The 21,972-nt window shown below is 59.6% G+C and carries 23 protein-coding genes; 4 read left to right on the top strand and 19 right to left on the bottom strand.

The window, feature by feature from the left end; genetic code table 11:
- Nucleotides 1-9: 9 nt before the first annotated feature.
- The 14 genes from HNQ59_RS11875 to HNQ59_RS11810 all read right to left on the bottom strand — a co-directional run bounded on the left by HNQ59_RS11875 (nt 10) and on the right by HNQ59_RS11810 (nt 12,458).
- Nucleotides 10-678, bottom strand: coding sequence for a phage baseplate assembly protein V (locus tag HNQ59_RS11875; RefSeq protein ID WP_184039481.1), 669 nt, complete (start codon nt 676-678; stop codon nt 10-12).
- Nucleotides 675-1,760, bottom strand: coding sequence for a phage late control D family protein (locus HNQ59_RS11870; protein ID WP_184039478.1), 1,086 nt, complete (start codon nt 1,758-1,760; stop codon nt 675-677). The genes HNQ59_RS11875 and HNQ59_RS11870 overlap by 4 nt, the downstream gene beginning before the upstream one ends.
- Nucleotides 1,761-1,765: 5 nt before the next feature.
- Nucleotides 1,766-1,942, bottom strand: a complete 177-nt coding sequence (locus tag HNQ59_RS11865; RefSeq protein WP_184039475.1) for a hypothetical protein — start codon at nt 1,940-1,942, stop codon at nt 1,766-1,768.
- Between the two features lie 2 nt (nt 1,943-1,944).
- Nucleotides 1,945-2,589 carry a hypothetical protein gene (locus tag HNQ59_RS11860; protein WP_184039472.1) on the bottom strand — a complete coding sequence of 215 codons (645 nt, stop codon included), beginning with the start codon at nt 2,587-2,589 and terminating at the stop codon, nt 1,945-1,947.
- A gap of 13 nt (nt 2,590-2,602) precedes the next feature.
- Complete coding sequence (locus HNQ59_RS11855; RefSeq protein ID WP_184039469.1) at nt 2,603-3,892, bottom strand: CIS tube protein; 1,290 nt, start codon at nt 3,890-3,892, stop codon at nt 2,603-2,605.
- A gap of 19 nt (nt 3,893-3,911) precedes the next feature.
- Nucleotides 3,912-4,454, bottom strand: coding sequence for an N-acetylmuramoyl-L-alanine amidase (locus tag HNQ59_RS11850; RefSeq protein ID WP_184039467.1), 543 nt, complete (start codon nt 4,452-4,454; stop codon nt 3,912-3,914).
- Between the two features lie 56 nt (nt 4,455-4,510).
- Nucleotides 4,511-5,056 carry a phage tail protein gene (locus HNQ59_RS11845; protein ID WP_184039465.1) on the bottom strand — a complete coding sequence of 182 codons (546 nt, stop codon included), beginning with the start codon at nt 5,054-5,056 and terminating at the stop codon, nt 4,511-4,513.
- On the bottom strand, nt 5,056-7,053 hold the full coding sequence (locus tag HNQ59_RS11840; protein ID WP_184039463.1) for a phage tail sheath C-terminal domain-containing protein: 1,998 nt from the start codon (nt 7,051-7,053) through the stop codon (nt 5,056-5,058). Before HNQ59_RS11840 ends, HNQ59_RS11845 begins: the two co-directional genes overlap by 1 nt.
- Before the next feature lie 6 nt (nt 7,054-7,059).
- A complete protein-coding gene (locus HNQ59_RS11835) occupies nt 7,060-7,968 on the bottom strand; it encodes a C1 family peptidase (protein ID WP_184039461.1) in 909 nt (302 codons plus the stop codon).
- A 162-nt stretch (nt 7,969-8,130) separates the two neighbouring features.
- Entirely contained in the window at nt 8,131-8,580 is a 450-nt protein-coding gene (locus HNQ59_RS11830) for a phage tail protein (RefSeq protein ID WP_184039459.1), read from the bottom strand.
- 58 nt (nt 8,581-8,638) lie between these two features.
- Complete coding sequence (locus tag HNQ59_RS11825) at nt 8,639-10,492, bottom strand: phage tail sheath subtilisin-like domain-containing protein (RefSeq protein WP_184039457.1); 1,854 nt, start codon at nt 10,490-10,492, stop codon at nt 8,639-8,641.
- 188 nt (nt 10,493-10,680) lie between these two features.
- Nucleotides 10,681-11,559: a hypothetical protein gene (locus HNQ59_RS11820; RefSeq protein WP_184039456.1), complete on the bottom strand. Its 879-nt coding sequence runs from the start codon at nt 11,557-11,559 to the stop codon at nt 10,681-10,683.
- Nucleotides 11,556-12,173, bottom strand: a complete 618-nt coding sequence (locus tag HNQ59_RS11815; RefSeq protein ID WP_184039453.1) for a Pvc16 family protein — start codon at nt 12,171-12,173, stop codon at nt 11,556-11,558. Before HNQ59_RS11815 ends, HNQ59_RS11820 begins: the two co-directional genes overlap by 4 nt.
- Before the next feature lie 15 nt (nt 12,174-12,188).
- A complete protein-coding gene (locus HNQ59_RS11810; protein ID WP_184039450.1) occupies nt 12,189-12,458 on the bottom strand; it encodes a DUF3467 domain-containing protein in 270 nt (89 codons plus the stop codon).
- Nucleotides 12,459-13,032: 574 nt separating this feature from the next.
- Here HNQ59_RS11810 and HNQ59_RS11805 point away from each other — a divergent pair.
- Nucleotides 13,033-14,271, top strand: a complete 1,239-nt coding sequence (locus HNQ59_RS11805; protein WP_184039672.1) for a putative Na+/H+ antiporter — start codon at nt 13,033-13,035, stop codon at nt 14,269-14,271.
- 76 nt (nt 14,272-14,347) lie between these two features.
- Here HNQ59_RS11805 and HNQ59_RS11800 read toward each other — a convergent pair whose 3' ends face one another.
- From HNQ59_RS11800 to radC, 5 genes are all read right to left on the bottom strand, one after another.
- On the bottom strand, nt 14,348-15,778 hold the full coding sequence (locus HNQ59_RS11800) for a sigma 54-interacting transcriptional regulator (protein WP_184039447.1): 1,431 nt from the start codon (nt 15,776-15,778) through the stop codon (nt 14,348-14,350).
- A gap of 366 nt (nt 15,779-16,144) precedes the next feature.
- Nucleotides 16,145-17,140, bottom strand: coding sequence for a carbon-nitrogen hydrolase family protein (locus tag HNQ59_RS11795; protein WP_184039444.1), 996 nt, complete (start codon nt 17,138-17,140; stop codon nt 16,145-16,147).
- A gap of 309 nt (nt 17,141-17,449) precedes the next feature.
- Nucleotides 17,450-17,605, bottom strand: a complete 156-nt coding sequence (gene rpmG / locus HNQ59_RS11790) for a 50S ribosomal protein L33 (RefSeq protein ID WP_072427662.1) — start codon at nt 17,603-17,605, stop codon at nt 17,450-17,452.
- Between the two features lie 34 nt (nt 17,606-17,639).
- The gene (gene rpmB / locus HNQ59_RS11785) at nt 17,640-17,873 is read right to left on the bottom strand and encodes a 50S ribosomal protein L28 (protein WP_184039441.1); all 234 of its coding nucleotides are present in this window, start codon (nt 17,871-17,873) and stop codon (nt 17,640-17,642) included.
- Between the two features lie 190 nt (nt 17,874-18,063).
- The gene (gene radC / locus HNQ59_RS11780; RefSeq protein ID WP_184039438.1) at nt 18,064-18,738 is read right to left on the bottom strand and encodes a RadC family protein; all 675 of its coding nucleotides are present in this window, start codon (nt 18,736-18,738) and stop codon (nt 18,064-18,066) included.
- A 101-nt stretch (nt 18,739-18,839) separates the two neighbouring features.
- Between radC and coaBC the strand changes: the two genes are divergently transcribed.
- From coaBC to ubiD, 3 genes are read left to right on the top strand one after another with little or no spacing between them, the layout of a single operon-like run.
- Complete coding sequence (coaBC, locus tag HNQ59_RS11775; RefSeq protein WP_184039436.1) at nt 18,840-20,021, top strand: bifunctional phosphopantothenoylcysteine decarboxylase/phosphopantothenate--cysteine ligase CoaBC; 1,182 nt, start codon at nt 18,840-18,842, stop codon at nt 20,019-20,021.
- Complete coding sequence (dut, locus tag HNQ59_RS11770) at nt 20,014-20,463, top strand: dUTP diphosphatase (protein ID WP_184039433.1); 450 nt, start codon at nt 20,014-20,016, stop codon at nt 20,461-20,463. Before coaBC ends, dut begins: the two co-directional genes overlap by 8 nt.
- Before the next feature lie 7 nt (nt 20,464-20,470).
- The gene (ubiD, locus tag HNQ59_RS11765; protein ID WP_184039430.1) at nt 20,471-21,934 is read left to right on the top strand and encodes a 4-hydroxy-3-polyprenylbenzoate decarboxylase; all 1,464 of its coding nucleotides are present in this window, start codon (nt 20,471-20,473) and stop codon (nt 21,932-21,934) included.
- Nucleotides 21,935-21,972: the final 38 nt, after the last annotated feature.

Raw genomic sequence — 21,972 nt, 5'->3', positions numbered from 1 at the left:
GTTGCCGTTTCACCAGATATTCCCCGCGCCCGGTGTATAGCTTGGCGAGATCACCGCTTGGGTGATCAGCGTTTCGCATTTCACCACGCCATCGCACTTGGTCATCGGGGCATGGATATTGACCGCGCTGGCGTTCACCTCCACGGTCGAATTGGCGGTGATCTTCACCTGTCCAGCGGCATTGATGACAATCTCGGCGCCGTTGCTGTGATGCAAGGTCACCTGCTGCTGGGCGTCATCCAGCACCAGCTTGTGGCCGCTCTGCATCGATATGGTGACCTTGGCCGCACCATCGGTATCATCGAATTCCAGCAGGCTGCCGGCACGGGTCTTCAACAGCCGTTTGTTGTTCGGGGCCGCCGGGGGCTCCGGCAAAGACTCCCGGCCATTCCACACCGCCCCGACGATGTAGGGCCGTTCCAGCGCACCCGCTTCAAAAGCAACAATGACCTCGGTATCGACCGCAGGCAGGATCTCCCAGCCCTGATCATCGTCGGCATACAATGTCACCAACCGCGCCCAGGCCGTGACCGATGCGCCTTCGTCGCCCAGCCATGGGAAGCTCACCTGGATGCGGCCCAGGCTGTCCGGGTCCACGATGTCTTTCACAATGGCCGGATACAGCCCAAACAGCCGTTTGCTGGCCATGCCACCATCAAAGTCGTCCGGTCGTGTCATGGGCTGTTCACCATTGGGCGCTCCGCCTCGAAAACCGTGCGGTGTCCATCGATCAGGTCATAGCTGTGCAGCACTCGGGTGGCGATATAACCCGCCCCGGCAAAAGGCTTGGCGATCCGATCGAGCGTCAGGCGACTGCCCACCGCCAGATCCGGCGAGCCACGGGTCAGGCCCCGCGCTACCACAAACTGCCGCGCCCGTCGCTTGCATGCAGCCTTGGCCCAATCAGCTGCTTCGCTGCTGGTCAAGGGCAGCTCGCGATTACGGAAGCTGTCAAAGCTGCCGATGGCCTGCTTCAACAGGGCCGGGCCGCTTCGTCCACCCTGGGTTTCGCCAGCCAGCGCGTTGTCGCTGGCCGATTCATCGATCTGATCCCGCGCCTGTAGGTCGTATCCGGCCACATGGGTTTCGCCGCGCTGATTCGCCAGATCGGCACGGATCTCCAGTTTGATCAAGTGATTGCCATTCACCAGCGTCAGCTCGGTGCCTGCACGCTGATCACGTTGTGCGAAATGCAGGGTATCGTCCTCCAGCCACAGCTCAGCGCCGATCAGGCGCGCACGTTCCCGCAGAAAGGCCAGGTCGCTCTGATTCCACTGCTGCACGACCTGGTAGGTCGGCCCAGCGGCATCCGCAGCGGCACTCAGACCATGTTCGCTGGCGATCTGCCGTGCCATGTCGGCATCGCTGACGTTTTCCCAGGTTTTGAAGCGGTGTTTCAGGCGCAGCTTCAGCAGCGCATCTTCCGCGAACACCACGATCTGCGGCTCGCTGCCTTCACGATAATCAGCCTGCAGCGCAGTGATCAGCCCCTTGAAGATCGTCCGGGCTTGGCTGGGCGAGCCGATGGAGACTGCCATCGACTTGCCGAAATCCACCGTCTGACCATCCCAGTACAGCTCCACCTCTTTCCCACCGCCACCGGGCTGCTGCCCCCAGGCACTGAAGCGCGCCATCAGCCGTTTCATGCCCCAGATGTCTTCATCCACCTCCAACCGGACCAGATCCCGCGCCAACGAAGGTTGACGCTGGCCATCGAGTGTGAAGGTGGGCGTGGCGGTGAACAGTAGGTCGTCTGGCATGATGGTCAGTCCTCATTGCCCCAGGCACTGGTGCGGCACTCATCTTGCTGCAGCACGGCCTGCATGGCTTGCAGATTGGCCTGCGAACGCCAGGGCTGTGCCGGGCGCTGGGCTTGTTGCGTGCTGTTACCCGCAGGCTCGACCGTCACATCAGTGATGATTTCATCGATCAACAAAGGCATGGCTATGTCCCCCAACCTGCCGGGTCGAACCGGTTATAGGTGCGGATTTCCTTCCTCGCGCCTTTCACCTGCACATACAAATCGTCGTAGATATTGAAAGAGCACAGATCGACAGGGGTGACCTCAGATGCATTCAGCTCAGGCACCGCCCCGCCCGCCTCCAGCGCGGCGGCGGCCAGCTCAGAGCAGAAAAAGCGCGCAAAATCTTCGACGTTGTGCGTGGCATGACCAAGGATGGGGACTTTGTCCAGCTGATCCAGCGCTGATTTCACCGCCTGCGGCATGTCGTAGGGTTTGCGATCCTGCATCAGGCACCATTTCAGGAAAGCCGTCAGATCCAGCTTGGCTCGGGTCTTCTTGCCCAGCGGCAGCCACCATATTTCACCGTCGTATTGATCGACACGATCACTCAGCCGGTTGATGGTGACCCCTGAAAAACCATTGAGGCTGGTGGACTCGATCAACTGATTCATGGCCAGCTCGATACCGCCCACGGTGCTCTGCAGCACGATCCCCACATGTGACACCACTGAGCGGGTCGCCCATTTGATGATGTCGGAAAACTCACCCTTACCACCAAAAGCCATGATGTCGCCTGGCTGCACCGTGTCACGGATTGATGAATAGGAACGATATTCCATGGCCATGATGGTTCTCCTTTCATGATGCATGGGGTTGGCAGCCACAATCACATGGGCGTGGCTTACTGGTTGGCAGGGCACCGGTTTCACCGATCGGCAATGCCTGCCAGCCCGGTATGGTCGGGTCGGTGGTCTGGGGCGGCAGGTTGCTGCTACGCCGTCGATCCGCCTGGCCTGTCAGCAGATTGGCTCGTGCCTCTACCGCCCCGCCCACAGTGGAGCGCAAAGGCACCCCGGCGCCAAAGCTGTCGGCTCGGGGGTCGCTACGTTGGCTTTGATTGACTGGGGCCGGTGCGCCGCCCACCGCCGCCGCCAGGGCACTCCCCCCCGCGCCAGGAAAGGTCTGTTTCGCAGTGCTGACAGCCTGTAGGGCTTGGCTCTGCTTCTGCGCCGTCAGTGCGCCCCCCACGCCACCGGCACGGGCCAGCGCATAACCCTGATCACGCTGGGCCTGGCTGCCTGCTGCCGGGGCAGCCAACAAGGGTGGCACTGCTTGGCTGGTCGCCGCCTGAGTGACACCAGGGCCACCTGTTGCATTGGCCTTCGGTAAGGTGACTTCCTGCCCAGCGGACAAGCCCAACGGGTTGCTGATGCCATTGGCCAACGCACGCCAGGCAGCGGTATCCAAACCAGCCCGCTGGGCCAGCTGGGCCAGGCTTTCACCACTCAGCGCCTGGGTCACCGCCTGCCCCACTTGGCTGAGGCTGCTCAAGGCCGAATTGACCGCCCCCAATGCGCCCAGCGCCCCGGACAGGGCATTACCCATGCCACCTGGCAGGCCGCTGGCGCTACCACCCGCCACCGGGGCGCCGCTGGTGTCGGTGGCGCCAGGGCCGACCTGGTTGAATTCATAGGCCGGATCTTGGCCTTTGATCGACAACGACACCTTGGCGCGCAACGGGGTACCATCCGCCGCGAAGTGGTCGAGATCGACATTCAGGCTGTCGATGACACCATCCAATGTCAGCGATCCCCAGTGGAATCGAACCCGAGGTGGCGCCTGGGTCTGTCCTGCCGCCCCTTGTGGCTTGATGAAACGCTCGATCTCGACGGTGCGTTCCAGCACCGAGCGCGGCAGCTCGGTCTGCCCTTCATCCGCCGTGTCGAACACCAGCTCCAACGACAAGGTGGTCGAACCCGAACCGACATACTGCCGCGCCTGGCGCCCAGGCTGCTCACCGCCTTCGCTGCGATTGCTCATCTGCAGCCTGAGCGAAGTCGGGTTGAACTGCACAGCAATCGGTGTGCCCACCGGCTGGGCATTCTGCCCGGTGCCGATTTCAACCAAGGTGGCTTTTTTCAGTTCCATCGTGGGTCAACCCAGCTGGTCAGGACAGCACGATATCTGCGATGGCTTCACAGATTTTCTCCCGCATGGCCGGGTCGAGCAGTGTGTTCCGATCGCCGTCATTGGCGATGAAGCCCAATTCCACCAATACCGCCAATCCAGCAAATTTCAACACTGCCAGATCGGGACGTGGTTTGGCGCCGCGATCACGTAGTCCCGTCACTTGCACCAATCTGGCCTGTAGTTTCTCTGCCAGCACCTTGTCATCGCGGTAGAGCACTTCCAGCCCATGTGCGGTATCCACCTCCGCATCGTTGAGATGCAACGACACCAAGGTCTGGCAGCCTGCCGCCTTGGCCGCCGCCGCACGCTTGCCCACCGGCATGTGGTCGGTGGCATCATCCCGCGTCATGAACACCTGATGCCCCCGCGCCCGGATGACATCACGCAGACTCAAGCCATAACGCAGCGCGATGTCCGCCTCCTGATAGCTGAAACCATTCTCACGATGCATCGCCCCTGGGTCGTATACCCCAGGCTGCTTGTTACTCATGCCATGCCCTGGATCAATCGCGATTTTCATGATGTCCGCTCCTTTCAAAGCACCAGTGATCCGGTAACAGGTCAACCGCGCCGCACCTACAACAACCGCAAGCCCTCATGCGCGATCTGCAATTCTTCGATCGCAATCTCGCCTGTCTTGCCATTCAGCTCCGGGCCTTTGATGCGGGTGGGCAGGCCACGGGTGAAAGCCCAAGTGGCGACGATGTCATCGTTATGCTTGCCCATCACCTCGATCAGCCCGTCATAGCGTGGGATCGGGCGCTGCCCGCTGACCACGCTCTGTAGCCATTGCCATAAATCCTTGTTCAGCTGGCTGGCATTACCATCGTCGTCAGCCGCATAAAACATGCCACGCTTGAGCACGATCGGCACATAGCGGGCACGGCCCGCCCGCCTGATCAAGCCATCGTTGCGGCCACCTTCCAGGTAATCCGCCACGTCCATGGTCACTTCCAAGCCGCTGACCTCTTGAAATGCGCCATTGCCGAGCGCCGCACCACCGGCTGGCGGCTCGCTGCCTTGATTGGGGTCGCTGGCCGTGCCCGCCTCGCCAGCCACTGCCTCTGGGCTTTTGCGCAAAGTGACCTGAAAGCGGAATGACCGCATGAACAGATCGGCCATCAGCGTTCCTCCAGCAGCAAGGTGCCATCGCCCTCACGCAGAATGCGAAGCACGATGAATTCAATCGGCTCTGCCGGGGCCACGCCCACCTCGCAGACCAGCTGTCCGTTGTCGATACGATAGGGTGGGTTCAGGCTGTCATCACAGCGCACAAAAAACGCCTCCTGCTCGGTCGCGCCTTTGAAAGCGCCTAATCGAAACAGCCGCCCCAGATAGCTCTCGATCATCCACCGGAGCTGGCGGCGCAGCGCCGGTGTATTGGGCTCGAATACCGCCCATTGCATTTCACGGTACAAGGTGCGCCGGAGCATCAACACCAGCCGCCGCACCGACAATTGTCGCCATTGCAGATCGAGCGACAGGGTGCGCGCTGCGGTCAGCCTGACGCCATCGCGTTCTTGTTGATAGATGTTGATACCCAGCGGGTGCAGCCGGTCGTGTTCACGCGGGGCAACTGTCACCGCCACCTGCACCACCTCGGCGGCGATCTCGTTGGCCGGCCCTGCCGGCACACCCAGCCTGGTCTCTCGGTCGGCAATCACCCCAGCGGCCACTGCGCTGGGTGGAATGGCTACCAATCCGTCACGGGCGTCGTCGCTGCGCGCCACGGTCAGCCAGGGGTGATAGGCTGCGGCATAAGGCGTGTCAAAGTGGCTACGCCATGCCAGCAAGGCATGGGTAGTCAGGCCGGGGGGCACATCCAGCAGCACGATGTGATCTTGTGTCTGCGTGACAAAATCGAGCAGCTCGGTCTGTAGCGCGATGATCCGGTCGAGATTGCCAGACAGCGTGGGCGACAGGGCCAGCCCGGGCAGGCCGATGGTGTTGGTCTCACTGACCGGCAAGGGGGGTGGGGCCACACAATCAGCAAATACCGGCCCGGCCAGCGAGGGCTCGAACAGACTGGTGACCGGCGGCAAAGGCTGGGGCTGGTACAGGTCGGGCACCACCAGTTGGGTGATATCTGGCCAGGTGGCTACGCAGTGCACGCCGCTGAACCACCCCTCAGCGGTGGGTGACCAATGAGTGTCAAAAAAGTCGGCATGGACGATATCGGGGAAACGATCCTGCCCACCGGAAAACTGTGGCATGACTGGCTCGATGGTGCGCAGCCAGGCATCTTGCGGAGTGAGCCGCGCCCCGGCCCAGGCAATGTCCGGCCATAGCAAGGTGGACCGTTGACAGAGCACAGTCGCCAGCCAGCGCGGGTGATCAACATGCAGCCCCAACTGCTGGAACAGCTCGCTGCCACCGACCCCATCCTGCACAGCCAGACTGGCCTCGACCAATTCCGCCCGCATGATCGTATCGCTGGCAGGTAGCTCCAGCCTGACCACCCGGTGGCGCCGAGGTCGAGTCGGGTCACCACGCCACACCATGTCCGCTACAAAGCGCAATTCGCGTTGGCCATTAGCCAGCCGTAACCGGAGCAGGCTACCGGGCTCGATCTGCTCTGCGGGGTTCAGTCGCAGCTCGCTGGTCGATAGCACGCTGCCCTGCACGGGTCGAGTCTGAAAGCTCAGCTGTGCCTGCAGCAGGTTACCCCACTGCCCCTCACTACGCGCATGCAGATGCCTGACACCCATCACCCCGGCCAAGCGACCATGCGCCGTGGCGGTGTAGGGATCAGCCAGTGCACCATCATCATGCACGATGCGCACGATGTACGCTCGGCGTCCACCCTGCTCGAAAAAGCTCGCCACAGCATATGGCAGGAGACCAGGGCCTTCAAACCCACCATATGCACGCCGATATTCATCAAAGCTTTCCACGGCCTGCGCCACACTGCGCTGACGAGGGCGGGCCGGGTCGCACATCGACCAATCATTGGCCAAGGCCGCCGTCTGATCCACACAAGGCACCCGACACGGCCCGCGCGGTGCCACGCCAACAAAGGCGCAGACATCCATGCGCTGACCGGTCAGGCGACGGATCGGCTCGGGGGGAAGGCTATACAGCCCAGGTGCCCCCAGCTCAATGGGCAGTTCGCGTAGCATGATCACTCATAACCCGAATTGTTTGGTGTCCACCCATTCCATTTTGAGCAGCGACCAGAAGTCGATCGCACAACCCTGCAGCACGTATTCATAAGGCAGCCAACCATAACCAGCATTACCCCAGGTGGCGCCCCATGAGTTACGGATCTTGAACGCACCAGTGGTGGTCTTGTTACAGCGGGTGTTGGTGATCTTGAGCGCATCGTCATAGCCAATGGCTACCACTGCATGCCCCCAGATAGCCCTTTCCCCAGGACAGGGAAACGGGAAAGCGCCAATGACATTGGTATCTTTACTGGATGGAAAACCGAAGAAGCCGAACATCGACGGCACACCAGCCGCCAGGTATTTCTTGATGCTGGCCAACAAGGCTGGCTTTGCGACCCCGGCACCGATTGGATCGTGGCAGAAGTATTTCAAGGCTTCGAAATTATCCGCCACCGCATACACGAAACCACCAGGCTCATTATCAAAAGCCGGGCCATCGGTATAGGGCCAGTATTGCTCTTCCGGCACACCACACAGGGCCAGCGCCCCCATGGTGAAACGCAGCCAAGCGCCAGTATCACCAGTCACCTTCATCAGATTACGCGTGGTCTTGTAGACGAACAGGCGCGAGCCATCGATGTGTTTGCCAAAGGCACGCCGCTCGAAATACTCCACCACACCCATGGCCGCATGAGCAGTGCAGGAGCCCAAACCCATCTGGTTTTCGATCGGTGAGCAGAAGCTGCTCAGATCCACCGTTGCCGGCAATGCCGGGGCCGCCGCAGTGACCTTGAGTTTCTTGGCCATGCCCGCGATCTCGGCATGCTGATCCGTGTAGTCCCGCAGGTCCGGCATGGGTGGAAGCCAGCCGGTGCCGACCTGTTCGCAACCGTTACCGGTCGCCACTTTGCAATACGCTTGATACATGATGTCCCTCCAATTTCCGTTTCTTGTGGGGCACAGCGGAACGCACCCGCCTGCCACCATGGTTGAACGCAAGCGCATGCACTCCACATCGGCGTTGTCGCGACCAGCTAAGCGGCAGACCGGGACACCCCACACCACCGATTCTTCCGTTGATGATGCTCCTCATTGAAAATCAATCCCCTCATGCACCAATTGCAGCTCTTCCATCGCCACCTCGCCACCACCTTTGGCGGCCAGGGTCGGGCCTGTCCACTTCTTGGGCTGGGCATTGCGCAGCCGGAAAGTAGCCACCGGCTGGCGGGCCTCATCCAGCAAGGTGACGGTGACCTGCCTGGGCTCATAGACGCCTTCGCGCACCCGCTTGATCCATTCAAACAGGTCTGTTGAGCCGATCAATCCACGTTTCAGCGTCACATCGTCGTTTTTGAAGGTGTTGGGAATCTTGCGTACGGTGTTGAATTTTTCGTTGCCATTGCGGTATTCGGAATAGTTCTGCTCGTTCCCCAGCCCACTGACATCGGAAAAACCCGCCACCACACTGGCCTCGTCGCCCTCACCGAGCGACACGGTATAGTTGAACGCGCCGTAAGGGTTGTCGCGCATGGTTGCCATCTTGCATCTCCCGCTAGAACTCCGTCGTGCCGGCCTGTGACCGACCCCATTGATCTACTCAGCGCTTGGCGTCTGCCGTCCACTGCCCAACCCGGAAGATCACGAATTCGGCGGGCTTGACCGGGGCGATGCCCACCAGGCAGATCATGCGGCCATTGTCGAGATCGTTCTGGGTCATGGTGGTGCGATCACAGCGCACGAAATAGGCTTGCTCTGGCTTTTCGCCCAGTAACGCGCCATCTCGCCACAACACCAACAGGAAGTCCTCGACCATGCGCCGGATGTTGGCCCACAGCCGTTCGTTGTTCGGCTCGAACACCGCCCATTGCGAGCCTTTGTCGAGGGTATGCTCGATGTAGATGAACAGCCGCCGCACGTTCACATATTTCCATTCCGGGTCAGAGCTGATGGTGCGAGCGCCCCATACCCGGCTGCCACGGCCTTCGAAGAAGCGCAGGCAGTTCACCCCTTCTGGGTTCAGCACGTCCTGACGCCCCTTGTTGATGTTGGCCTCGAAGCGCGTCAACCCTCGCACCACCTCGTTGGCGGGTGCTTTGTGCACGCCGCGTTCGATATCACTACGGGCATAGATGCCACACACAAAGCCCGATGGCGGCAGCATCAAGCGACGCTGTGGTGCACCTTGGCTGGCGCGCTCGGTGGGGTCGAGTATTTCGATCCAGGGGTGGTAGAGCGCCGCATATTTGCTGTCGAAACGGCCCCGGAACGCACGGATCTCGTTGAGCGAGGACTGAGGTGGCGCATCCAGCACGGCAATGCGATAACGCAGGTTCTCGGCATGGGCGATCAGCAGTTGCGCTGCCGCAGCCGATGTGTCGGAATCGACCAGATCGCCTGCATCCGGCAGGGCGACGATGGCAATGTCGTCGATTTCACCCAGGGCCTCCAGCCCGGTGGCTTTGACACTGGCATTGTCCGGGTCGGCAGGCTCGCCATTCAGCTCATCCGGGCCAGCCAGATCGCCATCACCACCATTCTGCAGGCGCGGACTGGCATTGGCGGCCAAGGCCAGCATCAGCCGCACCGCGTCGAACGCATCGGCGCTGGGCGCCCAGCTGAGCCAGACTGTGGCATTTTCGTCTTCTGGATCATCCAGTTGCAGGATCTTGCCGATGTAGCGTTTCTGGCTGGGGTGGCCAGACAGCTCGTCATAGACATCCTGACGCTCGTCGGTCACCGTCACCACCACCTGCATCTCGACCAGGAACACTATGTCAGTGAGATTCAACACCACTGCGCCACCGCTGCCGGCGAACGATTGCACGCCCGCCGTGATGGTCGTCACTGCGAACCGCGCCTCTTGCACCGCATAGGCCGCCCCACCCGGCAGATTGGCAGCAGCGGTGCCAGCAGCAAAGACCTCGATGGTGGCGCCATGGGCGATGCCCTTGAGCTGTACAGCGCCATTGACCGTCACCGGAACCAGCTTGCTGCGCACCAGCCGTACTGCCACATGCACATTCCCCAGCGCCCCTGGCCAGCGTGCCCGCCAGATGGCGTTGGCCGCCCCCACCGCCACTGTGCGGCTGGCACAGCCGTCATAGGTCGGGTTGCCCCCACCATCGATACCAGGGTTGCTCTGCACATACACCCGCGAGACATAAAGACGCTGCCCCCCGTTGAGGAAGAACGCACGGGCTGCATGCGCCAGATAGCTCTCGCGCAGATCGCCGCCAGGAGAGAATCGCTCCAGCCCGCCGTAGACCCGCTCGAATTCGGTGAAGCTGGTGATCAGACGTGGTTCACAGTTTCTTGGGCCGCCAGGGTAATAGACCGGGCCATACTGGGTCATACCGGCAAAGCCAGTGGTGCTGGTCGGCACGCCTTCCAGCGATTTGGCGCGGAAGCTGACTTCCTCGACATAGACCCCGGGTGAGAGATATTCGGGCATCGACGTCTCCTTTCCAATTGAACGATCAGTCTTGGTGGAGCCCAGTTGCCATCGATGGCTGGCTGCGCGCTCTGACGAGGTGGCCGCCCAGCCATGACCGAGATGGCGTTTGATGCCCCGGTCTGTCTTCACATCACGCCCGGCCAACCAAACAGGTGGCCAAGCCATTTTCCGACGGGTAGCCCCGATCAGATCTCGATATCCGCCACGCCTCTCAACAACCGCCCCAAAGGCAGGCTGATTTCACGCTGCGCCACAATGGCAAAACCCGCTGTTGTCGTTTCACCCCGCAGTACCGCGTCTGTTACCGCCAACGAGGCGGGCGTTTCAACCGGCAGATCCCAACAGGGGTCTATCGTCGGCAGATCGGGGCGATCTGCCGGTACCGCTTGCTCAACGCGGGCCAGCACGATCAATCTGACTGGCATGCTGGCTGCTGTGCCGGCCTGTGCCGCAGCAGGCGGAACCAGCAGCAGAAATTCACCACGATCATCACCCATGGCCCGCCCGACCACTCGGGCCGATGGCAGGGCATTCAATTCAGCAACGTCGGCAATCGCGCTGCCTGCCGGGAGGGTGGCCACCACCCGCACCCAGCGGGCAGGCCGCCTGGGCAAAGGCCCCGCCGCTGCACGCATCACCCGCGCACGCAGCCCGGTAGCAGTCTGAGAGAGCGGATATGTAGCCCCCGGATACAGCCAGGGCTGGCAGCCTCGGCCTGACGGCGGGTTGCTCTCTGCCGCCGCCAGGGTGGGCACGGTGATGCGCAACCGTCTTGGCACATAGCGCCGCCCAGACCGCTCGATCGACACCCGCTCGTCCATTGCATCCATCAGCCGGATATCGATCTGCCGCGCCTGGCTGGCCAGCCAGCTGTCATAGCGCAAGGCATACCGGTTGGAGGGGTGCAGATCGAACAGCGGCCTGACATGCCCCAGCAAAACATCGTCAAACCCCACCCACAACGGAGTCAGCACCGGCTGTTGGCGGGCGGCATCCCAGGTTTCCACACCCAGGGCCAGCCGGTGGGTGGACTCGCTATATTCATGGCGCACAAACTGATTCACAGCGCCTCCGTTGTCGGGCGGCTGCCTGATACAGCCGTGACCACTGCAGGCTCGCGTGGCTGCACTCTGCCGTCCACCCGCACCACACGGGCGATGTAAGGCACGCTGAGGTGATAATCGATGGGCAGCGAGTCAAAAATACGCATCAGTGACTCGGTGTCGATTTCCTCCAGCACCAGCTGCAGGCTCTCATTTGCCGCCCAGTCTGCCGCCCCCGCCAGTAGCGGGCCGGAAACGATCGGTGTGTCCTCGATGGCCTGCATGGCCCGGCCTAGAATACGGTGCTCGTTCTCAGCCACGTCCGCCCAGGCGGTCAGCAGAAAATGCAGGTCGAGCGCGAGATGGGAGCGCCCGTCATAGCTGCCCACCGCCGACCAGGCGGCACGCATGGTTTTGTTGAAATCGACGCGATACAGAAAGATTGTCAGCGCAGGCCGCTGGGTCTGCTGGGCAAAGGTGGCGGGCACCAAGTCCTCTGTCCGGACGATTGCCACCGTGATCGGATTGGGAGCAGGCTGCATAGGCGTAGCCAGTGGGTGCTCTTCCGCAAACCGGATCTGCAGCAGGCGCTGGATGCTCCGCCCTGCCGCCGATACGCTGGTGAAACCTGCCACGGATGCTCTCCTTGTTCAGTGCTCCAATGGGCTGTCGATCAACCCATATTTGTCCTCGTATTCCTCAACGCACCGCTGCATCAACTGGGTCATGGCCTTCAATTGCTCTGGGCCGGTGACAAGGCGGGTGTGGATCAAGGGGCCGGTGGAGTCCTCATACAGCTGGCCGAAGTCCAGCAGGAATTCCGCATGGTTGTAACCCACCTGCAGATGGTTGGCATAACGCCGTTCCCGCCGATCGGTTTCGAATGTCCCTGCTGGATTGGATTTGGACTTGGGTTCCACCGTCAGCTCCTTATCCTGGGGATGAAATCTACCCAAGCAAGGGTCATGCCCACACAAATAAATCAAAATTTATGTTTATTTTCAACACCATAAAAACGATCAGCATTTTATCGAATGCTGATGTGACAGTGCCCTTGTCACATCGGATGTGACACCGGGCAGGATTGGATACGTGCCATCAGCCATATCCCTGCATCAGCATGTGACAGATCTGTCACATCCGCCCCCCGATACCTGCCGTTGACAATCGATGATTCCCCCACCCCCGCTACGATGAGCTACCCCGTTACAATGGCTGATACAGTCGTCAACCAGGCGACGGGTTCAACCCCAGATGGCACGCCCAACTCAATGGCAAGCCATGCTGCGGCGCCGCCCGCAAGGCTCGTCACCCTGTATAAACAGCACGCCATTGCGGTACCCAGACAGGCGCCAGCCATGGCCGCACGCATGCATGAAACCATATTCGCGGTAGCCGGTCTTTCATTGATATGCGGGGTCAGCCCCTTTTTTGGCCATCAGGCGCAGTCGCGCCCCAGACAGGTAATGAGCAGTGAATCCAACAACCATCCAGATGATTGGCGCAGCATTGTTTGCCATTGCCCTCATCCACACCTTCTCGACCAAATTCTTTGAACGCTTGGCACACCGGCGCCCAGAGCATGCCGGTCTGTTCCACCTGCTGGGCGAGGTAGAGGTCGTCTTCGGCTTTTGGGCCATGGTTCTGATGCTGTTCATGTTCGCAGTGCATGACAAAGCCACCGCCACCGCTTATATCGACAGCCGCAACTTCACTGAACCAATGTTCGTATTTGCCATCATGGTCATCGCTGGCACACGCCCGATCCTGCAGCTGGCCATGGTCTGCGTGCGGACTGTGGCCGCTTTTGTTCCGCTGCCGCGCAATATGGCGCACTACTTTGTCGTGTTGTCGATGGTGCCGATTCTCGGCTCATTCATCACCGAGCCCGCCGCCATGACCTTGGCTGCATTGGTGCTGCGAGATCGCTACTTCAGCCAGAAGCCATCGACGCAATTCATGTATGTGACGCTGGGCGTGCTGTTCGTGAACATCTCGATCGGCGGCACCTTGACGCCCTTTGCCGCGCCCCCGGTGCTGATGGTGGCCAGCACCTGGAACTGGGATCTACTGTTCATGGCCACGCAGATCGGCTGGAAAGCGGCCATCGCTGTCCTGTTCAATGCCTTTTCCGCTGCGGTGTTGTTCCGCAAAGAGCTGGCCGGTCTGTCAGACCAATCGGGCCAAACAGACCAGCCGCCTGTCCCCGTCGCATTGGTGGTGGTACATCTGCTGTTCATGGTCGGGGTCGTGGCATTCGCCCATCACCCTGCGGTGTTTCTGAGCCTGTTCCTGTTCTTTCTGGGGGTGGCGCACGCCTATGAACGTCATCAGGATCGGCTGATCCTGCGCGAAGGGCTGCTGGTGGCATTCTTTCTGGCGGGCTTGGTGGTATTGGGAGGACAGCAGCAGTGGTGGTTGCAGCCGCTGTTGATGAAGATGAATGCCGATGCCGTGTATTTTGGTGCCACGTTGCTCACCGCTGTCACAGACAACGCGGCGCTGACCTACCTGGGCTCATTGGTCGAGGGCTTGTCCGACGAGTTCAAATATGCTTTGGTCACCGGCGCGGTGACCGGTGGCGGGTTGACCATCATCGCCAATGCGCCCAATCCTGCGGGCATCGCCATTTTGCGTGGGCACTTCGAAGATGGCGCGGTTCACCCGCTGGGCCTGCTGATCGCAGCTTTGCCCCCCACGGTGATCGCCATCCTGGCCTTCCGCCTGCTGTAAGCATCTGCAACAAAGAAAAAGCCCTGGCTGCCATGCCGGGCTTTTTCCATTGTCCGATGCGGTGGCCGACTTGCGGTTACACGCTCACCCCTGGCATACCATCATCTGGCGGGCTCAGCTCGTACTTGGCCAATTTGCGATACAAGGTCATACGTGACCAATTCAACCTCAGCGCCGCTTCAGACTTGTTCCAGCGGGTCTGGTTCAGTGTACGTAGCAACAGCGTCCGCTCTTCAAGATGCGTGGCGTGCTCATCTTGCACCGCGACTTGGTTGGCCGCCAAATACCCCAAATCCCCCACATCGATCACATCGCGCTCGGCCATCAACACCGCCGACTCCAACACGTTCCGCAACTCCCTGACATTGCCAGGCCAACTGTAGCGCATCAGTGCCTGCCTGGCCGCCACGGTCAATCGACAAGGAGGTTGGTGGTGATGGTTTGCCAAATCCTGCAGAAAACCATGGGCCAGTGCCTCGATGTCCTCCCGCCGCTGACGCAAGGTGGGCAAGAGCAGCCGCGCCACATTGAGCCGGTAATACAGATCCTGCCTGAACAGCCCGTCCGCGACCCGGTGCTCCAGTTGGTGGTTGGTAGCGGCAACCAAGCGGATATTGACCTGACACACCGCACTGGCACCAATCGCAAACACCTCGCGGTTTTCAAGCAGGCGCAACAACTTGGCCTGCGCGGGCAGCGGCATGTCTCCGATTTCATCCAGAAACAGTGTGCCCCCCTCCGCCAAGCGCACCTTGCCTTTGTAGGGCTGATGCGCACCGGTGAACGCACCGCGCTCATGTCCAAACAGCTCACTCTCCAGCAGGCCATCTGGCAGCGCCGCGCAGTTGAGCGCCACAAACGGCCCCCCTTGTCGGTGGCTGGATTCATGCAAATGACGCGCAACCAGATCTTTGCCCGTGCCGGTCTCACCCACCAACAGCACCGTGGCATCCACTTTGGCCAGCCGTTCGATACGTGCCCGAAGCTGTTGCATACAGGTGGATTGCCCAATCAATGAGGGCAGCACCGGCACACGCGGCTTGATGGGCTCCATATCCAGGCCAGGCCGCTGCAAACCCGCCACCGCCTGACACAACACCAACCGATCAACCGGCCAGACCAAGTATTCCTGAAACCCCGCTCGCAACGCTGTCACCGCCAGCGCTTCGCAAGACACATCGGCAACCAGCATCAGTCGGGCCATGGGGGAAGCGGCCCGTACCCAATGCCCCAATTGAGCCACCTCCTCTTCATCACCCGCCCTGGCGCACAGTACAACCAACGATGCGCCGGGCAATGCGGACTTGATTACCGATACTGGACCAGGCAAACGCGTCACTGCAGGTTGACGGCCCAACATCTCCGGTCGCATCAACTCAGCAGCGCTGCTACCCCTACCTACAATCAGAATCGTACCCACCTTATTGTCCTTTCCCCCGTCTGCCTTGTTTTCCAACGCATTCAGGTTTGATTCGTCCTCAGGCTCGGTCAGCCTGAGCAAATACACGGCACAATCAATGAATGAGCAGTCAGAAAAAATGGCTTGGCATGGTGAACCCCACCAACGACTGAAGGTACTGTGCTCAAACAGGGCTGACCCGCAGCCAACTGGCTACACGCCCTGATGCCGACAGACAAGATAAAGATATGATCTGGCGATTGGGTGAACGAAACCCGGAAAGGCCATATCGACAGCCGCGCTCAACACCACACACAGCTGGCCATATACGGCTATAAATTCATAACCCAAATCAAATCAAAGAATTGGGTGACTATTATTGACGACGTCTTACAAGACACTGACTATCACATCAAAACCGGCAAGCGCTCCAAGGCCCGGCTCCACATGGGCTGACAAAAAACACGACTACGTCTACGCACTCACCGCAACCTGGCCCACCGCAGAATCAATTACCTGTGCCACTGCACGTGCCTTCGCCTTCCGTAAATCACTCTTGGCGTAGGCCCGTTCGCCCATCTTCTGGGTGAGTGTCCAAATGAATGCCCACCAAGGCATTTTTGCTGTCCATCGCCCAAATGCGCGTGGCACCAGTGCGGTGCGCTTTCGTTCTGGCAGGAGATGAACCGTACCAACCACCACCCCTTGCTGCCCGGACGAGAGTTGCCCCACCAACGCTCCATCACTGTCTGCAATGGCGCTGAACCCTGGAAACTCAATATCTTGCGGAGGAAAACCTGCGGGCAGCGTACTGACCAGACGGCCAACCTTGTTTGCCATGAGCACAGGTATACCCATCAACCGAGCCGTCTCGGCGGTGCCATCGCGTAAAGCGGCGTTGAGGACATCCGCATCACGTTGCCGCACCGGAAATTTGGCTTCAAAGGATGCCCCGGAAAATGGCCGCAAGTACAGATCGATTTTCGCGTGATGAAGCTCCGCATAGCGCTCATAAAGCGCATTCTCAAAGCAGATGCCCACTCCAATCCGGCCTATCGGGGTATCAAACCAATGACAATCATCCCCACCAGTAAAGAAATATGCCTCAAAGGAAGCGGGAGGTGCTTTCCTGACGCGAGCAACCACCTCACCAGCCGGGCCGCTCAAAACAAAGGTGTTATAGAAATGCTCGCCATCGGCCTCAAGAAAGCTGGTTCCCAGGTAGATACCAGAACGTTTGGACAGCGCACGCATCCACCGCGTGGAGGGACCATCGAACGGCTCCGCTGTTTCCCAGACTGATTCGTTGAGCGTATAACCACCGGGCATCATCTCAGGCAACAGCACCAGCCTGGCACCTTGTTCAACCGCTTGCAGGATATATTGTTCAGCATTCGCAAGATTGCCGTCACGGTCACCTAGCTTGCAGGCAACTTGAACGGTCGCGACAACGAGTGTTTCCGGCTTCATCAAAGACACCCATGCAGGATGTACAACACTGAGATTGTTGATGTGGCCCTTTGAGCGGCATCACCTACGCCACAAAATTGACTGGCGTTTGGAGGCCACTCGATTCAAGCCCCAGAAGGCAGCATCAAATGACAAGGGGACGATCCCCTGTATGGATAGTATCAGGCTCTAAGTGACACACCAATTACATGCAAACTTGCATATGAAAATAATTAATTAATTGCGTTGAAACATAAGCATTTTCCAAAAAACAAAACCCGCCGGCCAACGCCAACGGGTTTGTTCGGGAACCTTGAGTTCGAAACTGAATTACTTCAGTTTGGTTTCCTTGTAAGCAACGTGCTTACGTGCAACCGGGTCGAACTTCTTGATTTCCATCTTTTCCGGCATGGTACGCTTGTTCTTGGTGGTCGTGTAGAAATGACCTGTACCAGCGGTGGATTCCAGTTTGATCTTTTCGCGCATGATGGTTCAGCCTTTTTTCAGTGGTTGCGGCGGGTTAGATTTCGCCGCTCTCGCGCAGCTCGGCCAGAACGACTTCGATGCCCTTCTTGTCGATCAGGCGCAGGCCTGCGTTGCTAACACGCAGACGCACCCAGCGGTTTTCACTCTCGACCCAGAAGCGACGCGACTGCAGGTTAGGCAGGAAACGACGCTTGGTCTTGTTATTGGCGTGGGAAACATTGTTCCCGACCATCGGGGCTTTCCCGGTAACTTGGCATACTCGCGCCATGATTTTGACTCCCGACTCGGAAAAAACCCGATTTATACCATACCTTTTTGGCATTGCTCAATACTGATTTCAAACAAAAATCAGCCTGCACACCGGCCCATGACCCGCAAACCCTTGCTGTGCTGGGCGGTTCGGGGGATATGGTAAAAAATGGAGACAGCCTAAAACGCTGAATGACAACAGGATTGCGTCACAATAATCCATGCTCGGAAAACGAGGTGACGACATTGCCAGCCACGATGAAATGATCCAATACGTGTACATCCACCAGCGCCAAGGCCTGTTTCAAAACCAGGGTCAGCTGGCGGTCTTCCTGGCTGGGTTCCGCCACGCCCGATGGGTGGTTGTGCGCGAACAGCACTGCGGAGGCATTCAATGCCAAGGCCCGTTTCACCACTTCACGCGGGTAGACGCTGGTTTGTGACAGGGTGCCACGGAACAGCTCTTCACTGCAGATCAGGCGATTCTGGGTGTTCAAGAACAGCCCCCAGAACACCTCGACTGGCAAGCCAGACAGCTGCAAGGTCAAATAATGTCGTACCCGCTCAGGTGAATTCAACAGCGGGGCCTCACGCAGCTCTTCCGCCAGCGCCCGCCGCGCCATTTCCAGCACGGCTTGCAGCTGTACATATTTGGCCTGTCCCATGCCATGGATTGCACACAGCTGGGTTTCAGTGGCGGCGAACAAGCCACGCAGGCTGCCAAACCGGCCCAGGCATTCCCGCGCCAGATCCACCGCGCTTTTACCGACCACGCCGGTACGCAGGAAAATCGCCAGCAGTTCGGCATCCGACAAGCTGGCCGGGCCTTTCTGCAGTAGTTTTTCACGTGGGCGCTCGTCGGCGGGCCAGTCGGTGATGGGCATGGCGACCTCCTTGGCTTCATTCTAGATTCAATTGGCAGGATTCCCCATGCGCCGACAGGCGGCTTGCATTACACTCACGCCCTATCAATGAGGTGGATTTCATGTCACGACATCTTCTTTTGGGTATCACCGGCGGTATTGCTGCTTACAAATCAGCCGAGTTGACGCGGCTGTTCAACAAAGCGGGTTACACCGTGCAGGTGGCCATGAGTGAGGCAGCCACGCATTTTGTCGGCCCGGTGACCTTTCAAGGCTTGTCTGGCAGGCCGGTTTTCGTGGATCAATGGGATGCGCGTATCAGCAATAACATGCCGCATATCGACCTCTCACGAGCGGCGGATGCGATCCTGATTGCCCCTGCCAGCGCTGATTTCATCGCCAAACTGGCCAATGGTTTGTGTGACGACCTGTTATCGACGTTGTGTGCGGCGCGTGATTGTCCGTTGTTGATTGCCCCAGCCATGAACCGGCAGATGTGGGAAAACCCAGCCAATCAGCGCAATATTGCGCTGCTGCAACAAGATGGGGTCGTGATTCTCGGCCCTGGTAACGGCGACCAAGCCTGTGGCGAGGTGGGCGATGGCCGCATGCTGGAGCCTGAGGCGCTGTTCGAGCTGACCGAGGGGGTTTTCCAGCCCAAGTCGCTGGCGGGTAAGCAGGTGTTGATCACTGCCGGGCCGACATTCGAGCCGATTGATGCAGTGCGTGGCATTACTAACATCAGCTCAGGCAAGATGGGCTACGCCGTGGCACGCGCAGCGGTCGAAGCCGGGGCGCGGGTCACGCTGATCAGCGGCCCAACGGCACTTGCCGCCCCGCTTGGTTGCCTGCGAGTCGATGTCAACACGGCCCAACAAATGCTGGATGCGGTGCTGGCGCATGTCGGCAAGGCGGATATTTTCATTGGTGTGGCGGCTGTGGCTGACTATGCCGTCAAAAACCGTAGTGAACACAAGATCAAGAAGAGCGATGCCAATTTGAGCATCGAGCTGACCCCGAACCCGGACATCCTGGCCACTGTGGCAAGCCTGCCTGCCGCGCCTTTCTGCGTGGGCTTTGCTGCCGAAAGCCAGCATGTCTTGCAGTATGCCGACGAAAAGCGTCGCCGTAAGAAGGTGCCGCTCTTGGTCGCCAATCTGGCCCAGGCTGCGTTTGGTGCTGACGACAATGAAATCACCCTGTTGGATGATGCCGGTCACCACCCGCTGCCCAAAGCCAGTAAGCAAGTGCTCGCCCGCGAGCTGATTCAACATATCGCAAGAATGATCACCCCCCATGCCTAATATTGATGTCAAGATTCTCGACGCTCGCCTACAAGACAACCTGCCTGCCTATGCCACCCCAGGCGCTGCAGGATTGGATCTGCGCGCCTGCTTGGACAGCGCGTTGGTGCTGAACCCCGGCGACACGCAACTGATCCCGACCGGCATTGCCATCCACCTGGCCGACCCAGGGCTGGCAGCCATGATTCTGCCGCGTTCGGGTCTGGGCCATAAGCACGGTATCGTGCTGGGTAATTTGGTTGGCCTGATCGACTCCGACTATCAAGGCCAGATTTTTGTCTCGTGCTGGAATCGTGGCAAAGAGCCCTTCACCATCAACCCGATGGAGCGTATTGCGCAGCTGGTGATCGTGCCGGTCGTGCAGGTGGGCTTCAACATCGTGGAAGACTTTGCCAGCAGCGAACGAGGCGCTGGCGGTTTCGGCAGCACCGGCAAACACTGATCGACGCATGAGATACGACGACCTACGCGACTTCATCGCCCAGCTGGAAAAACTGGGCGAACTGAAACGGGTGCAGGCTCCAGTCTCCACCCACCTCGAAATGACTGAGATCTGTGACCGGGTGCTGCGGGCTGAGGGCCCGGCCATCCTGTTCGAGCAGGTCAAGGGGCACAGCATGCCCGTGCTTGCCAACTTGTTTGGCACACCCAAGCGAGTGGCCATGGGCATGGGTGCGGACAATGTGCTGGCGCTACGCGAGATAGGCAAGCTGTTGTCCTACCTGAAAGAGCCAGAACCACCAAAGGGCCTGCGCGATGCCTGGGAAAAATGGCCGGTGTTGAAGCAAGTGCTGAACATGGCTCCCAAAGAGGTACGTAGCGCCCCCTGCCAAGAGGTCGTGTGGGAAGGCAAGGATGTCGATCTCTCGCGTATCCCCATCCAGCATTGCTGGCCAGGAGACGTGGCGCCGCTGATCACCTGGGGCCTGGTGGTAACACGCGGCCCACACAAGTCGCGGCAAAACCTCGGCATCTATCGTCAACAGGTGTTGGGGCCTAACAAGGTCATCATGCGCTGGCTGGCCCACCGTGGTGGCGCGCTGGATTTCCGTGAACATAGCCAAGCCAACCCTGGGCAACCGTTCCCGATTGCCGTCGTGCTCGGCTGCGATCCGGCTACCATCCTGGGTGCGGTCACCCCAGTGCCGGACAGCCTGAGTGAATACCAATTCGCCGGATTGTTACGCGGCGCCAAGACTGAGCTGGTCAAATGCATCGGCTCGGATCTACAAGTACCCGCATCCAGTGAGATCGTACTCGAAGGCGTCATCCACCCTGGCGAAACAGCGCTGGAAGGCCCTTATGGCGACCACACTGGCTACTACAACGAGCAGGATTCCTTTCCCGTATTCACCATCGAGCGCATCACCATGCGCCGCAACCCGATCTACCACAGCACCTACACCGGCAAACCACCTGACGAGCCGGCCATTCTCGGCGTCGCCTTGAATGAGGTATTCGTGCCGATCCTGCAAAAGCAGTTCCCTGAAATCACCGACTTCTACCTGCCCCCTGAGGGCTGCAGCTATCGGCTGGCCGTGGTTAGCATCAAAAAAGCCTACCCCGGCCACGCCAAGCGGGTGATGTTTGGTATCTGGTCGTTTCTGCGGCAGTTCATGTATACCAAATTCATCATCGTCACCGATGACGATGTGAACATCCGGGACTGGAAGGAAGTAATCTGGGCCATGACCACCCGGGTTGATCCGACAAGAGACACCACCTTGGTCGATCACACCCCAATCGATTACCTCGATTTCGCCAGCCCGGTCTCTGGGCTTGGCTCCAAGATGGGCATCGACGCGACCAACAAATGGCAAGGCGAAACCAGCCGCGAGTGGGGAACCCCCATTGTGATGAGCGACGACATCAAGCAGCGTGTGGATGCAATGTGGAATCAGCTGGGGCTTTAAACCCTGGTGAGTGCTGACAGAGACAGGTGCAGGCCCAC

Source organism: Chitinivorax tropicus (assembly GCF_014202905.1).
GTDB lineage: Bacteria > Pseudomonadota > Gammaproteobacteria > Burkholderiales > SCOH01 > Chitinivorax > Chitinivorax tropicus.
This window is presented reverse-complemented; position numbering and strand designations above follow the sequence as displayed.

Excerpts from the sequence above, each read along its gene's own strand:
- HNQ59_RS11875 (WP_184039481.1), bottom strand. The coding sequence starts at position 678 with ATGACACGACCGGACGACTTTGATGGTGGCATGGCCAGCAAACGGCTG.
- HNQ59_RS11870 (WP_184039478.1), bottom strand. The coding sequence starts at position 1,760 with ATGCCAGACGACCTACTGTTCACCGCCACGCCCACCTTCACACTCGAT.
- HNQ59_RS11865 (WP_184039475.1), bottom strand. The coding sequence starts at position 1,942 with ATGCCTTTGTTGATCGATGAAATCATCACTGATGTGACGGTCGAGCCT.
- HNQ59_RS11860 (WP_184039472.1), bottom strand. The coding sequence starts at position 2,589 with ATGGCCATGGAATATCGTTCCTATTCATCAATCCGTGACACGGTGCAG.
- HNQ59_RS11855 (WP_184039469.1), bottom strand. The coding sequence starts at position 3,892 with ATGGAACTGAAAAAAGCCACCTTGGTTGAAATCGGCACCGGGCAGAAT.
- HNQ59_RS11850 (WP_184039467.1), bottom strand. The coding sequence starts at position 4,454 with ATGAAAATCGCGATTGATCCAGGGCATGGCATGAGTAACAAGCAGCCT.
- HNQ59_RS11845 (WP_184039465.1), bottom strand. The coding sequence starts at position 5,056 with ATGGCCGATCTGTTCATGCGGTCATTCCGCTTTCAGGTCACTTTGCGC.
- HNQ59_RS11840 (WP_184039463.1), bottom strand. The coding sequence starts at position 7,053 with ATGCTACGCGAACTGCCCATTGAGCTGGGGGCACCTGGGCTGTATAGC.
- HNQ59_RS11835 (WP_184039461.1), bottom strand. The coding sequence starts at position 7,968 with ATGTATCAAGCGTATTGCAAAGTGGCGACCGGTAACGGTTGCGAACAG.
- HNQ59_RS11830 (WP_184039459.1), bottom strand. The coding sequence starts at position 8,580 with ATGGCAACCATGCGCGACAACCCTTACGGCGCGTTCAACTATACCGTG.
- HNQ59_RS11825 (WP_184039457.1), bottom strand. The coding sequence starts at position 10,492 with ATGCCCGAATATCTCTCACCCGGGGTCTATGTCGAGGAAGTCAGCTTC.
- HNQ59_RS11805 (WP_184039672.1), top strand. The coding sequence starts at position 13,033 with ATGATTGGCGCAGCATTGTTTGCCATTGCCCTCATCCACACCTTCTCG.
- HNQ59_RS11795 (WP_184039444.1), bottom strand. The coding sequence starts at position 17,140 with ATGAAGCCGGAAACACTCGTTGTCGCGACCGTTCAAGTTGCCTGCAAG.
- rpmG (WP_072427662.1), bottom strand. The coding sequence starts at position 17,605 with ATGCGCGAAAAGATCAAACTGGAATCCACCGCTGGTACAGGTCATTTC.
- rpmB (WP_184039441.1), bottom strand. The coding sequence starts at position 17,873 with ATGGCGCGAGTATGCCAAGTTACCGGGAAAGCCCCGATGGTCGGGAAC.
- radC (WP_184039438.1), bottom strand. The coding sequence starts at position 18,738 with ATGCCCATCACCGACTGGCCCGCCGACGAGCGCCCACGTGAAAAACTA.
- coaBC (WP_184039436.1), top strand. The coding sequence starts at position 18,840 with ATGTCACGACATCTTCTTTTGGGTATCACCGGCGGTATTGCTGCTTAC.
- dut (WP_184039433.1), top strand. The coding sequence starts at position 20,014 with ATGCCTAATATTGATGTCAAGATTCTCGACGCTCGCCTACAAGACAAC.
- ubiD (WP_184039430.1), top strand. The coding sequence starts at position 20,471 with ATGAGATACGACGACCTACGCGACTTCATCGCCCAGCTGGAAAAACTG.